The sequence below is a fragment of the Arthrobacter sp. R4-81 genome (assembly GCF_054792365.1).
This window is the reverse complement of record NZ_CP096445.1, coordinates 4,030,437-4,042,912: the sequence shown is the minus strand read 5'-3', so window position 1 is coordinate 4,042,912 and position 12,476 is coordinate 4,030,437. Positions and strand designations below refer to the sequence as shown.

Here is a 12,476-nt window from a genome sequence, read left to right as displayed (position 1 = left end):
ACCATGAGTCATCAACCCAAGGCGCCGGCTGCGGACCGGACCTTCGGCCCGGGTAAGGCGGACAGGACCTCATTGAGCCTGGTCCCTGCAGCGCTGCTGTCCTTGTCAGGTTTTGTCCTCTTCGTCCTGGAGGACCGCGCCGCTGGATACCTCGTGTTGGGAACAGCCCTGGTGCTCGCCGCGATCATCAACCGGTCCCTTTTCACGGACCTCGCGCTGATTTCGGTTGGCCTGATTGCGATGAGCGCCGTTCCCATCACCACGGACATCAGCACCGAGCACATGCTGGTAATGGGAACGGCCATGATCCTGGCGGTTGGAATCCCGTACTCCGTCTCGCGGTTTGTCCTCAAGGACTATGCGATCAGATTCCCCATCCGTACCGGCCAGCCCTGGACCCGGGCCGAGAAATGGTACTTGCCCGCCGTCGTCGTTATCGGTTATGCCTTGATCCCGGTGTACATGATCCAGACCGGTGTCTACAACAACTGGCCTGCGGTCAGTGACCCTGAGGGCATTGCCCGCCTTTTCATCGGAACAAACGGTTTAGGCATCTGGGATGAACTCTTCTTCATCTGCACCGCGTTCACCCTTCTGCGACGGCATCTTCCGGATTGGCAGGCCAACCTGCTCCAGGCGGTCCTCTTCACCTCCTTCCTTTGGGAGCTGGGATTCCACGCCTACGCCCCGTTTTTTATCTTTCCGTTTGCGCTGCTCCAGGCCCGACTCTTCACGATTACAAAATCCCTGCTGTACATCGTGTGCGTCCACCTGCTGTTCGACTTTGTCCTGTTCCTGGTCCTGCTCCACGCCCACAACCGAGAGTGGATCGATATCTTCCTCTACTGAGCGTGCCCTTGCCAGGCGTTATACCGCGGGCGCTACACGGAGACGCGGTGCCGGTAGGCGGCCACCGCCGCTCGGAGTTCTTCTGCCATCAGATCGGAGTTAATCGCGACGGCGGCCGCGGCGCCCCCTGCTGCTGACGACAGCACTTGGGCGCGAAGATCCGCCACGTTCCCCGCGGCCCATACACCCGGAACGCCAGTGGCGCCGTCGGCGTCGGTCTCAAGGTATTCGCCCATTCCGCTGGGATGTTGCTGGATTCTGAGTCCGAGACGGGAAAAGACGTGCGTACGGGCCGTGAAAACCGGCGCCACCGCCAGGGCGTCAACCGAAACGACGCCGCCAGTGGCCAGTTTCACTCCGCTGAGCCTGCCCCGATCCATCTGCAGCCGCTCCACCGCCCCATGCACCACCGTGATATTCCGTGCCGCCAATTGCTCCAGCTCAGCCTCGTCAGGGCTGACGGAGCCGTTGAGGAACAGTGTGATGTTGCTGCTCCATTGCCGGAACAGGAGTGCCTGAAAGACGGCCATCGGTCCGGTTCCCAGGATTCCGATTTCCCGGTCCTGGACCTCCCAACCGTGGCAGTACGGGCAATGCAGAACGTCCTTGCCCCAAAGTTCCTGGATGCCAGGAATATCAGGCAACCCGTCCACCAGTCCGGTGGTAATCAGCAGGCGCCGGCCCTGAATCGTACTTTCCAGAGCCGTCCCGTCCTGGAGCCGTGCTTCAAAGCCCCCGGATTCCCCGTGTTCCCCGTTCAGGCGTTCGACGGCGACGACTCGCCCGTTGAGGATGCGGCCCCCATAGGACTCCACCTCAGTCCGGCCGACCTTGAGCAATTCGGCGGGGTTGATGCCGTCGCGGGACAGGAAGCCGTGGACTGCCTCGGCAGGAGCGTTCCGCGGCTCCCCGGCGTCGATCACCCGCACTGATCGGCGGGCACGGCCCAGCATTTGGGCTGCACTCAGGCCGGCCGCGCCTCCACCGACAATTACCACATCATACATAGCGTTTCCTTTCAGGGTTTTTCGTTGTTCTTATCCTTCTCGCCACCGGCCTGGAGTGGCAAAGGATATTGCTGAAATGGCAAACTATCGGTATGGATGAAATGATCGACGACGTTCTTTCCGCGGTGGGGCCCCGCCTCCGTGCACTGCGCTTGAGCAGGGAAACCACCCTTGCCTCCCTGTCTGACGCAACGGGCATTTCCGTGAGCACGCTGTCCAGACTGGAATCGGGGCAGCGGCGTCCCAACCTGGAACTACTGCTGCCCCTCGCCAAGGCCCATCAGGTGCCGCTTGATGAACTGGTGGGCGCTCCTGCCACCGGAGACCCCAGGGTTCACCTGCGCCCCATTGTGAAGAAGCGGATGACCATCATCCCGCTGACGCGCCGGCCCGGTGGAGTACAGGCGTATAAGCACATCCTGCACGCTGGCGGGCCTGAGCAGCCCGACCCGCAGGTCCACGAGGGCTATGAGTGGCTCTATGTTCTCAATGGGAACCTGCGGATGATCCTGGGTGAGCGGGACCTGATTCTTCCGGCCGGTGAAGCTGCTGAGTTCGACACCAGGGTGCCGCACTGGTTCGGACGGGCTGATACCCAGGCTGTGGAATTCCTGAGCCTGTTCGGCCGGCAGGGGGAGCGGATGCATGTGCGGGCGAAACCGGCAGGGCGGTAAGAAGCAGATTTCTATTGACGTGGGGGAACGTCGGCCCTCCTGTCATGGGCAGGTTTCCTGATTATCAGTAATCCTGATAATTGATCCACAACACATGGCAGCAGCAGCACCTTTGCGGCTACCTCCCTCCGTTTCAATGTCGAAAACCAGGGTGTTCCGATGAACAGCAAGTTTTGCTCCCGCCGTCGTATCTTTCGTCCTTGTCATTGCCGGCCCCGTCCGGGGATCCAGCACAGTCGCCTGGCCCCATTGGTGAACAGGGAGTTACTGGTGCCATGTGGGAAGGCGAAGGACTGATCCATGGACGTTGCGGAGGAGATCCACAAAATCACCGGTGGAGGTGCTCACGCGGCCATCGAGGCCACGGGAAACACGAGGGTTCTCGAACAGGCCATCGGCGCCACCCGGGCGAGGGGACACATTGTGGTGATCGGAGCTCCAGCGTTCGGGGCCACTGTTGCCGTGGACGTGAACTTCATGATGCCCGGACGCCGCATCGAGGGAGTGACTCTGGGTGACAGCGAGATTGAAACCCTGATTCCTTCAATCATCACCCTGATGGAATCGGGGAGGTTTCCCGTGGAACGGCTGGTGCAGACCTATCGCCTGGAAGAGATCAACCAGGCCGTGGCAGACACTAAATCCGGAGCCGTGATCAAACCGGTCCTGCTGACCTGAAATGATCAAAGACCCCCAAGCGCAAAAATGAACTGGTCAAATGCGCCTGGGGGTCTTGATTCAGGGCTCTGTTAGGTGAAATCGCCTGCGTTCTTCCGAAACGCACTGAGGATCCTGATCAGCTGGTCCACATCCTGGTCAGCGAATCCCGACTGGATGAATACCTCAGAGTTCAGCGCCGCCGTCGCGCTCTTGGCAAGAGTCCGCCCCTCGGAGGTGAGCTCTATTAAGGTGGTCCGGCCGTCAGTAGGGTGGGCGGACCGGACCACCAGGCCTGCGGCCTGCAGTCGGTCGACCGCGTTTGTCACCGAGGTCGGATGGACCTGCAGGAGCGCGCTTGCTTTGTTCATCGGGAGTGCTCCGCTGCGGGCGAAACTGAGCAGCGCCAGGAGCTCGTAGCGCGCGAATGTCAGGCCGAAGGGTTTGAGGACGGCCTCGATCCGTCCCAACAGAATCTGCTGGGTGCGCATGATGGCCGTGACGGCAGCCATGGGGGCTGCCTCATTTACCCAGCCGTGGCCTTCCCAGTTTTGCTGGGCATCCGCGATGGGGTCACGGGGAAGTGGAGTTCCCACCGTTCCTCCTTAGCCTTGCCCGGCCAGGGCGTCTGCTCAGCCTAGTGATCCACATCACTGTGCAATATACTAGGACATCCAAGGGTTTGGAAGAGCGAAGAGGCCGGGGGACGGGTGCAGCCATCAGGACGTCATGAGGGGCCGGCCGCGGACCCGCCGGCAACAGCCGGGATCCCTGCCCCTCTGCCATTTGCGGACGCCGATCTGATGTACATCGCCGGACTCCTGCCCGCTGCCGAGCGTTCCCGGTATCTGGAAGTGAGGGAGTTTCTGCAGTCCCGGATCCGTGCTGCATCCATCGACTACTGGAACCGGGAGGAATTCCCTTTCACCCTGGTTGCGGAAATGGGGAAATATGGGTTGGGAGGCCTGCAAACGGACGGCAGCTCGCAACTGTTTAAGGGCCTGATGTACGTCGAGGTGGCGCGTGCTGACGTATCACTCTCGGCGCTGGTGGGGATCCACAACGAGCTCATCGTGGGGATGATCGATCAGCTCGGTTCCACCGAGCAAAAGAGGCAATGGCTACCGGGCCTCACTGCCTTCACCCACCTGGGCGCCTTTGCCCTGACCGAACCCGATCATGGCTCGGACATCGCAGGCGGGCTGGAAACCAATGCACGGCTCGATGGCGAGGAGTGGGTGATCAACGGCGCCAAACGATGGATCGGCGCCGGCACTATCGCTGACTTCGCGCTGGTCTGGGCCCGGGACCTTGAAGACGGCCAGATCAAGGGCTTCATTGTCGAAACCGACCGCCCAGGCTACTCCGCCATGAAAATCAGCAACAAAATCGGCCTCCGGATCATGCAGAACGCGGACATCACGCTCTCGGAGGTTCGGATCCCCCAGGCCAACCTGCTCCCCGGTGCCACCGACTTTTCAAAAGCCAACAGCCTCCTGCGGGATTCGCGCGCCTGGGTGGGCTGGCAAGGTGCCGGAATCCAGTTGGCCGCCTTCGACGTCGGGCGTGCCTATTCATTGCAACGCAAGCAGTTCGGCAGGGAACTTGCGCGGTTCCAGCTCATTCAGCAGCAGCTGGCCGACATGCTGGGAAACGCCACTGCTTCCCTTGCCCTGATGGTCCAGCTCGCGCGGATTCAGGACGAGGGCAAATTGGAGATGGCCCAGGCGGCCATGGCCAAAGCCACCACCACTCGGCTGGCGCGCTCCACAGTAGCCATGGGGCGATCCATCCTGGGCGGCAACGGCATCAGCAGTGATTTTGAAATGGCCAAGTTGTTCGGGGACGCTGAGGTCCTCTACACCTATGAAGGCAGCTACGAAATCAACTCGCTCATTGTGGGGCGCGCCGTCACCGGGAAATCCGCCTTTACCTGATCCGGCCGGGCCTGAACTGGGCCACAGGCTGCTGCCCTGCGTGCCGCTACTCTTTGTCCCGGCGCGGGTAGGCTCTGCCTATGGACGTTGTGGAGTTCCTGCTCGAACGAATCAAGGAAGATGAGAAGGCCGCGCAAAAACTCCTCGGAGACCGTTCCGTCTCCCAATCCGGGCGATGGTACGAGCACCGGCTGCTGCGTGAATGCGAAGCAAAACGGCGTCTCATCGCGGTCATCGAATCGGCCCGGCAGGCCAGCCTGGCCCGGATTGTGGCCTCATCGCCGGGCGAGACCGTCGGTGTCACAGAAGCAATAGCGTGGACTGCCTTGGCCCTGCACGCCCTTGCCTTCCCTTATTCGGACCACCCTGATTTCCAGGAAGGCTGGCGGCTGACGGAATAGCTGTTGGGCTGCTCAGGTTGCTTCGGCTGGAAACAACCTGGCGGTGGTCGGAGGGCGCACGGTCCGGCTCAAGAGTTCGCAAACGGGCAGCGCAGCCGAAACCAGGGCCTGGCTGTGCTCGTGTTGCGGGCGCGTAAAGAACTCCCCGGTTTCGGCTACCTCCACAAGCCGGCCTTTGAACAGCACAGCCACCCTGTCACTCATATAGCGGATGACGTCCATGTCATGGCTGATCAGGACGAGGGACAGACCCTTGTCCCGATGCAAGCGCAGGAGCAGGTTCAGGACCAGCCGCTGAGTCAGGGCGTCCAGCGCCGACGTCGCCTCATCACAGATGAGGATTGAGGGCTCCAGGAGAAGCGCCCTGGCGATGGTGAGCCTTTGGAGCTGACCTCCCGAGCATTGGCCGGGGAGCCGATCCAGCAGTCCCGGGTCAAGCCCTACTTCCTCAATTGCCTGAAGAATGCGTGAGGAACGCTCGTCCTTCGTCAGGTCCTTGCGCCGGAGCAACGGTGCTTCCAGGCTGGTCTGGAGCCGCATACGTGGATCGAAAGAATCGTGTGGTTCCTGGAACACGAGCTGAACCCGGGAATGCTGAACGGCCCTCCCTGCATCCTGGAGACCAACATGCTGGACGCCAGGATTCCGGACGCCAACATCCTGGAGGCCAGGATTCCGGCAACCGGCATCTTGGAGATTAAGGCTGATTCTTCCGCGGTCGATGTTTTCCAGGCCGATGATCGACCTGGCAAGGGTGCTCTTCCCCGAACCGGATTGCCCCAGAACTCCGAGAATCTCACCCTGTCCAAGGCCAAGGGAAATATCGGTTAAGGCCGGCCGGTTTCCGCGTTTGCTTGCCCGTTTCTTCGCCCTGAAGTCTTTGCTGACACGCTCCAGGGTCAGCACTTCGCGGAGCTCCTGGCCCTGGCGCTGCTGAACCCCCTGTTCCGCAACCTGGCCCTGCCGCGGGCCGCGGTTCCCTTCGGGGGCAAGGCTTGCAGCCTCCAGCAGTCGCTTGGTGTACGGGGAACGAGGGTAGTTCAGGACCTCCTGGGCAGGGCCTGATTCAACAATCGTGCCGGCCTCCATCACCAGGACCTTGTCGGCAAACTGTGCCACGGTGCGGATGTTGTGGGTGATGTAGAGAATCCCAAGACCCCGCTCCCGGCGTTCCCGGTCAAGCAGCTGCAGGACCTGGACCTCAAGCATCTTGTCCAGTGAGGAGGTCGGTTCATCGGCCAGCAGGATGTCCGGTGCACCGGCCAAAGCTAGGGCAGTCATGGCCCGTTGCGCCATTCCACCGGAGAGCTGATGTGCTTTGGCCTGGGCTCCTAACTCGGGTTCGTCGAAGCCGACTTCAGCAAGCAGTTCCAGCACTTTATCGTCGGCAGCTTTTCCTTGCAGCCCGCAATGGCGCTTGAGCGGCTCCTTCAGATGGCTGGCTATTGTCTTGCGGGGATTGAACATGCGCTTGGGCTGTTGATACAACATTCCGATGCCGCCACCGCGAACGCTGTTCAATACGCCCTCAGCCGCCGTCGTCAGCTCCTGGGATCCGAGGCGGATGCTCCCCGATTGGAGGTGTACGTGCGGCGGAAGCAGCTGAAGGATGGACATCGCCGTCATCGTCTTCCCGCAACCGGACCCGCCAACCAGGGCCACGAATTCGCCCGGATTTACCGACAGGCTGACACCGGCCAGAATTGAACGCGCTCCACCTGTGCCGGTATGCAGATCTTCTATAACGAGTCCCTCAGTCATCTTTCACCGCCCCGGTGGGAATAAGCAGTCGGCTCCCCGCCATGTGGGAGATACGTTGGCCGGTCAACGTTACGCACAATGCCACGGTGAAGATTGCGAGCCCCGGGGCCAGGATTGCCAAGGGTGCCCGCTCGGAATATGGCTGTGCGGCAGCGAGCATGGAGCCCCAGTCCGATTGTGGCGGCTGGACACCGAGGCCCAGATAAGAAAGAGCGCCGACGCTGATCAACAGTTGACCGAACCGCAGCGTTGCCTGTCCCAGCAAAGGCCCCGCCAGATGCGGGAGAATGTGGCGGAAAATGATGAACGACGGCGGGCAGCCCACTACCTTGGCTGCCTCCACGAACCCCTCCGCTGACACGTCATAGGCAAGCGTCCTGGCAAGCCTCGCGAAGGGAGTCCAGCCAGTTATCGTCAAGGCAAGCAGAAGGGAAGGAAAACCCGTGCCCATAGCCGCCACGATAAACAGGGCAATCACCATCTCGGGAAGCGCCAGGAGGACGTCATTGGTACGGGTGAAGAACTCATCGAACCATCCCCGGCGTCGAGCGCTGATCACGCCTATTGCCGTTCCAAGGAGACCGGTCAGCAGGGTGGCCAACGCTGCTATCGACATGGAGAACCGCCCACCGTCCAGCAGGCGGCTGAGCGTATCCCGGCCCAGGTGGTCAGTCCCCAACCAGTGGTTGAGGCTTGGCGGACTCAGGCGCAGCGCCAAATTCTGCTGTGCCGGGGGATGCGGCATGAGCCAGGGGGAGAAGGTCACGGCCAAGACAATAATGGCCAGGATCACGACGGCGGCCCAGCCGGCCGTTTGTTTCCTAACCAAGACGTCCACCGAGCCTCGGGTTCAGGAGTTGGTGTACAAAATCTGCGCCTGTTGTTACCACCACAGCCAAAGCGACAACCACAACAACGCCTCCTTGGGCAAGCGGAATGTCACTGTTGAGGACTGCGTCGTAAAGCAGCCTGCCCATTCCGGGAACCGCGAAGATCACTTCAACGATGACCGATCCGCCCAGCAACCCGGCAAACCACACAGCGAACAAGGTGGTCAGTGGCAGCAGGCCATTGGGGACTACGTGCCTGAGGACCGCCTGCGGATAGCTCAATCCGCGGCTTCGGGCGGCGTTGACGTGGTCGGCTGCCAAGGCGTCAATCATCCCTGAGCGTGCGGCAGAGGTGAAATAGCTGATCGGACGCAGGGCCAGCGTGGCAACGGGCAAGACCATGGAGGCCGGACCCGTCCATCCTGCCGAGGGCAGCACTGCCAGGCGGAGGGCGAACACCAGTACCAGCAGGGGAGCCAGCCAGTATTCGGGCATCGCAATGAAGGATTGAGTGATCGTAGTGATGATCTTGTCAGTCCGCCGACCTTCCCGGAGGGCGGCCGTGATCCCCAACGGCAAGGAGATCAACGCTGCTGCGCCAAGGGCCAGGATCACCAGGCTTACCGTCACAGCGAGGGCAGGCAGCACCTGTTCCACCACCGGGGTCCGGCTGATGTGGGACAGCCCCATGTCGCCAGTGCAGAAGCGGGCCAGCCAACGAAAGTACTGCACGGGCAGTGGATCCTGCAGCCCGAGACTATCGCTCAAAGCCTGGACCGAGGAGGCGTCCACCACATCGCCTGCAACCCGTGACCTGATGATCTTGCGTACAGGATCGCCGGGGGTCACATACGGGACCATGAAGACCGCGATGGACGCCAGCAGGACGGCGACCACAAGGGTCGCCGTCCGCCTGGCGATAAAGGAGATCATGCGTTTCTGCTACGGGGTCAGGCTCCCTACGAGCCGGACCCCGACTTCGCTGTCTGGGCTGTGAGGACGTACCGGGACAGAGGGTCCTGAACGTACGACTGCACACTGGTGCGGATGGCATCGGTGGCTTGTTCGTTCACCAGCCAAGCGTTGACTGCCTGCGCGTCCAGGATCTTCCCGGCCTCGGCATAGAGCTTGTGACGCTCTTTAGTGTCGTTGGTCTGAGCTGCCTTGGCGATGGTTTTGTCGTACTCCGCATCGCAGAAATGGCTCAGGTTGTACGTGCCGGCGCACGTGTAGTCAGCAGTGAGGAAGCCGATCGGATCAGCGATGTCGATCAGGCGGTTGCGCTGGCTGAGTACCATGTCGTAGTTCCCTGCAAGCAGGTCCGGCTCCACCGACGCGTATTCTTTGGTCTGAATGCTGACCGGGATACCGATGTTCTTCAGGTTCTCCTGGATCACGGTTGCAACGTCCGCGAACTCCGCCCGCTCCACGATCGCAATGATGTCCAAGGGCCGTTCGGCTGTGTAACCGGCTGTTGCCAGCAGTGACTTGGCTTCGTCAAGATCCTGCTTGGGAGATTCGACACCAGCGGGTGCCCAGGGTTCGGTGGGAGCGAAGGGGCCGGTGGCCGGCAACGCTGCGCCTTCGTAGACGCTGGCCGCCAGCGAATCGAGATCCAAGGCGGTGCGGATCGCTTTCCGGAAGTTGAGGTTGTTGAATGGCGCACGGCCGTTGTTCATATAGAGGGTGGCAGTCCTGGGTGAGTCTGCCTTCAAAATGCCAACACCGGGGGCTTTCTCCAAGGCAGGCAGGCTGGAAACAGGAACCGAAAGGGACACATCGGCTTCCCCGGTCTGAACCTGGGCAGCGCGGGTGGCGCCATTGGTGATAAAGCGTATCTCGGCACCCGCCAGTTGGACCGGGCCTCCCCAGTAATCCTCGTTGCGGTCCAGCGTCAAGGACTGTTTGGTTTTTTCGGAGACGGGTTTGAAGGGACCCGTGCAGTGTCCAAAGGGATCGATGGTGTCCTTGGCATACGCGGCAGGGGCAAGGATGCCGGTGTTTACACTGGCCAACCGGTAGGGAACCAGAGGACTCTCAGTGGGGGTCGTGACGCGCACCGTGTGTGCATCCAGCACTTTGACTCCACTGACCATCTTGGGATTGAAGGCGCGCGCGGGCACTTTGGCGCCGAGCACGTGCTGGAGGGAAGCCGTTACGGCTTCCGGCGTGAGAGCCGTGCCGTCCTGGAATTTCACGTCATCCCGAAGTGTGAAATCCCATTCCAGCGGCGAGACTTGCTTCCACTCGGTGGCGAGGGAGGGGACAACTTTTCCCTGCGCTTGGTCGTACTTCGTCAGGGTCTCAAGGCACCCGGCCAGGGAAAGGATGTACGCAGAGTCTGTCTCCAGCTCCCAGCCGGCCACCGGCGCGCGGAAGTTGTCCACCACAATGCGCTGGTTCGTGTCTACAGGCTGCGCTGAGGCGTTGTTCTCGGGGGTGAAACCACAAGCGGAAAGCGCGAGGACTGCTGCCGCGCCCGTTGCCACCATTGACGGGACAGGAAAACGCACAAAACCACCTTCATAGGATTCTCAAGACGCTTCTGGAACGAAGGCCGCCTACTGAGGGTAGCCTTACCTATCGTAGTTGTCGATTTAGCCTGGTAATAAAGGCGCCTTCGCTCTTCCTCGAGGTGCGATTTTGGTCACTTTCGACGGTGGCTGACTGCTCGAAGCAGGCATATAGTAAGCATACTGACGAAATGGACTTGCTTTCGTCGTGACCTGTTCTAGTCGAAGGAGACGCTGTGAGCACGAAGGTTGAGAAGCGCATTCTGGTCAACGTTCCCGTAAGCACTGCCTATAACCAGTGGACCCAGTTTGAGGATTTCCCCCAGTTCATGGGAGGCGTTAAGAGCGTGACCCAGCTGAGCGACGACCGCCTCGAATGGGTGGCGGAAATCGCAGGTGTCCGGCGGCGCTGGGAAGCCAAAATCCTGGAGCAGGTACCGGACCGCAAAGTGTCCTGGGCCGCCACCGAAGGAGCAACCAATGCCGGCGCAGTGATGTTCGAAGATGTGGGCGGAGGACAGACGTCCATCCAGCTGACCCTGGAGTACGAGCCCGAGGGCCTCGTGGAAAAGGTCGGTGACAAGCTTAATGTGGTTGAAAACGAGGCTGAAGCCGATTTAAAGAGGTTTAAGGAATTCATTGAGGCCGAAGGATATGCCAGCGGGGCATGGCGTGGCTCAGTTAATGAAGGTGCCTCAGCCGGGACGCCGGGCGTTGAAGATGCGGCCGGATCACATGGTGACTCTGGCAAGGCAGGAGTATCCGGAAAGGTTGCTGCCGGAGTCGGGGTAGCTGCAGCGGCTGCGGCGGGAGTTGCTGCTGCGACGCAAGGAAAAAACAAGGGAATGGAGGAGGACGCCACCCGGGTTGACACTTCGCGGACAGATGCGGCCCCGGCGCCCGGGGCATCCATGGCGGGTAGCTCCGGGATGAGCACAGGAACGGCAAGGGAAATGTCCGGTGCCTCTTCGGATCCATCTGCTGAACGGATTGCACGTCCATTCGACCAGACCAACGGCCTGGCGGACACGCTTGGCGAGTCGGACGAAATGGCCGGGAGCGAGGCGAAGAGTGCAGCCGACCGCGAGAACGAGGACGGCGACGACGGTACCGTTCCTCCGATCGTGCCGCCTGCCCCAACGCGCTACTGAGGGGCCGTCCGCTAGACGGTTTGATCGGCCGGTTCCGCCGCCACGACTATCGACCGCTGCGCCGTGCCGTTGGCCAGTACAAGGGCGGCTATGGCCCGGGCAATTTTCTGTCCTCCATGGGCTGAGGGCTCAATGGGATTGGCGTAGTCCTGATCCTCGTTGCAAATCAGCCGGAGGTCGATGACAGAGACGCCGCGGTCAAACGCAGCCCTTGTAATGGAGTCGTTGAAGAGCGCTAATGCGGTTCTGATGATTCTTTGCCCTGGGCTGGACGGGGGCGTGTCGTAGATAGTGCTCACGGCTGTGGGCAGTCCCTTCGCCACTGCGGCGTCGATCATCGCCGCATAGTCGGCGGCGAACCGGTCCTGTGCCTTGCCCAGGATGAGGAGGGCGTCGGTGACAGTTCCGGCGTCCTCCTCGAGCAAGGGAGCGAAACCGAGCGCGTCGTTCCCGCCCACGCTCACCACAAGGTGGGTGGTGTCCGGCGGCAGAAAGCGAAGCTGCCGGTCGACGTCGGAAATTCTGTCCCCGTCCACGGCGAGGAGCGTACAACTCCAGTCACCGGGCAGTTCCTGGCGAAGTTGCTGTGCAACATCGGGGGCGCCGTCGACATACGCCTGATTATCGAAAATTGAATCTCCGAGCAGGACCACATGGCCGGTTGACGCTCCCGGTTGCCGTTCCATCATGGCTGCC

The 12,476-nt window shown here is 61.3% G+C and carries 13 protein-coding genes; 6 read left to right on the top strand and 7 right to left on the bottom strand.

What is annotated here, in order from left to right; translation table 11 throughout:
- Positions 1–3 precede the first annotated feature (3 nt).
- Complete coding sequence (locus M1E05_RS18600) at positions 4–849, top strand: CPBP family intramembrane glutamic endopeptidase (RefSeq protein ID WP_461163848.1); 846 nt, start codon at positions 4–6, stop codon at positions 847–849.
- A 32-nt stretch (positions 850–881) separates the two neighbouring features.
- On the opposite strand, the gene M1E05_RS18595 is transcribed toward M1E05_RS18600, so the two are convergent.
- Positions 882–1,856, bottom strand: a complete 975-nt coding sequence (locus M1E05_RS18595; RefSeq protein WP_461163847.1) for an NAD(P)/FAD-dependent oxidoreductase — start codon at positions 1,854–1,856, stop codon at positions 882–884.
- 92 nt (positions 1,857–1,948) lie between these two features.
- On the opposite strand from M1E05_RS18595, the gene M1E05_RS18590 reads away from it, so the two are divergent.
- Positions 1,949–2,530, top strand: coding sequence for a helix-turn-helix domain-containing protein (locus M1E05_RS18590; RefSeq protein ID WP_461163846.1), 582 nt, complete (start codon positions 1,949–1,951; stop codon positions 2,528–2,530).
- A 300-nt stretch (positions 2,531–2,830) separates the two neighbouring features.
- Positions 2,831–3,208 (top strand): zinc-binding dehydrogenase, encoded by a 378-nt coding sequence (locus tag M1E05_RS18585; protein WP_461163845.1) that lies wholly within the window; start codon positions 2,831–2,833, stop codon positions 3,206–3,208.
- Between the two features lie 71 nt (positions 3,209–3,279).
- Here M1E05_RS18585 and M1E05_RS18580 read toward each other — a convergent pair whose 3' ends face one another.
- A complete protein-coding gene (locus M1E05_RS18580) occupies positions 3,280–3,783 on the bottom strand; it encodes a MarR family winged helix-turn-helix transcriptional regulator (RefSeq protein WP_458113110.1) in 504 nt (167 codons plus the stop codon).
- Positions 3,784–3,990: 207 nt separating this feature from the next.
- Here M1E05_RS18580 and M1E05_RS18575 point away from each other — a divergent pair, with 207 nt between their 5' ends.
- Together M1E05_RS18575 and M1E05_RS18570 are read left to right on the top strand one after the other, a co-directional pair.
- Entirely contained in the window at positions 3,991–5,124 is a 1,134-nt protein-coding gene (locus tag M1E05_RS18575) for an acyl-CoA dehydrogenase family protein (protein ID WP_461165289.1), read from the top strand.
- 80 nt (positions 5,125–5,204) lie between these two features.
- Positions 5,205–5,525: a DUF6221 family protein gene (locus M1E05_RS18570; RefSeq protein WP_458113111.1), complete on the top strand. Its 321-nt coding sequence runs from the start codon at positions 5,205–5,207 to the stop codon at positions 5,523–5,525.
- A gap of 12 nt (positions 5,526–5,537) precedes the next feature.
- On the opposite strand, the gene M1E05_RS18565 is transcribed toward M1E05_RS18570, so the two are convergent.
- From M1E05_RS18565 to M1E05_RS18550, 4 genes are read right to left on the bottom strand one after another with little or no spacing between them, the layout of a single operon-like run.
- Positions 5,538–7,286, bottom strand: coding sequence for an ATP-binding cassette domain-containing protein (locus M1E05_RS18565; protein WP_461163844.1), 1,749 nt, complete (start codon positions 7,284–7,286; stop codon positions 5,538–5,540).
- The gene (locus M1E05_RS18560) at positions 7,279–8,115 is read right to left on the bottom strand and encodes an ABC transporter permease (RefSeq protein ID WP_461163843.1); all 837 of its coding nucleotides are present in this window, start codon (positions 8,113–8,115) and stop codon (positions 7,279–7,281) included. Before M1E05_RS18560 ends, M1E05_RS18565 begins: the two co-directional genes overlap by 8 nt.
- On the bottom strand, positions 8,108–9,049 hold the full coding sequence (locus M1E05_RS18555) for an ABC transporter permease (protein ID WP_458113114.1): 942 nt from the start codon (positions 9,047–9,049) through the stop codon (positions 8,108–8,110). The genes M1E05_RS18560 and M1E05_RS18555 overlap by 8 nt, the downstream gene beginning before the upstream one ends.
- A gap of 26 nt (positions 9,050–9,075) precedes the next feature.
- Positions 9,076–10,608, bottom strand: a complete 1,533-nt coding sequence (locus tag M1E05_RS18550; RefSeq protein WP_461165288.1) for an ABC transporter substrate-binding protein — start codon at positions 10,606–10,608, stop codon at positions 9,076–9,078.
- Positions 10,609–10,865: 257 nt separating this feature from the next.
- Between M1E05_RS18550 and M1E05_RS18545 the strand changes: the two genes are divergently transcribed.
- Positions 10,866–11,780 (top strand): SRPBCC family protein, encoded by a 915-nt coding sequence (locus M1E05_RS18545; RefSeq protein WP_461163842.1) that lies wholly within the window; start codon positions 10,866–10,868, stop codon positions 11,778–11,780.
- Between the two features lie 11 nt (positions 11,781–11,791).
- On the opposite strand, the gene M1E05_RS18540 is transcribed toward M1E05_RS18545, so the two are convergent.
- Positions 11,792–12,469, bottom strand: a complete 678-nt coding sequence (locus M1E05_RS18540) for an SGNH/GDSL hydrolase family protein (protein ID WP_461163841.1) — start codon at positions 12,467–12,469, stop codon at positions 11,792–11,794.
- Positions 12,470–12,476: the final 7 nt, after the last annotated feature.

What these genes read in the sequence shown, in the direction of transcription:
- M1E05_RS18600 (WP_461163848.1), top strand. Translation starts at nt 4, where the DNA reads ATGAGTCATCAACCCAAGGCGCCGGCTGCGGACCGGACCTTCGGCCCG.
- M1E05_RS18595 (WP_461163847.1), bottom strand. Translation starts at nt 1,856, where the DNA reads ATGTATGATGTGGTAATTGTCGGTGGAGGCGCGGCCGGCCTGAGTGCA.
- M1E05_RS18590 (WP_461163846.1), top strand. Translation starts at nt 1,949, where the DNA reads ATGGATGAAATGATCGACGACGTTCTTTCCGCGGTGGGGCCCCGCCTC.
- M1E05_RS18585 (WP_461163845.1), top strand. Translation starts at nt 2,831, where the DNA reads ATGGACGTTGCGGAGGAGATCCACAAAATCACCGGTGGAGGTGCTCAC.
- M1E05_RS18575 (WP_461165289.1), top strand. Translation starts at nt 3,991, where the DNA reads ATGTACATCGCCGGACTCCTGCCCGCTGCCGAGCGTTCCCGGTATCTG.
- M1E05_RS18570 (WP_458113111.1), top strand. Translation starts at nt 5,205, where the DNA reads ATGGACGTTGTGGAGTTCCTGCTCGAACGAATCAAGGAAGATGAGAAG.
- M1E05_RS18565 (WP_461163844.1), bottom strand. Translation starts at nt 7,286, where the DNA reads ATGACTGAGGGACTCGTTATAGAAGATCTGCATACCGGCACAGGTGGA.
- M1E05_RS18555 (WP_458113114.1), bottom strand. Translation starts at nt 9,049, where the DNA reads ATGATCTCCTTTATCGCCAGGCGGACGGCGACCCTTGTGGTCGCCGTC.
- M1E05_RS18550 (WP_461165288.1), bottom strand. Translation starts at nt 10,608, where the DNA reads ATGGTGGCAACGGGCGCGGCAGCAGTCCTCGCGCTTTCCGCTTGTGGT.
- M1E05_RS18540 (WP_461163841.1), bottom strand. Translation starts at nt 12,469, where the DNA reads ATGATGGAACGGCAACCGGGAGCGTCAACCGGCCATGTGGTCCTGCTC.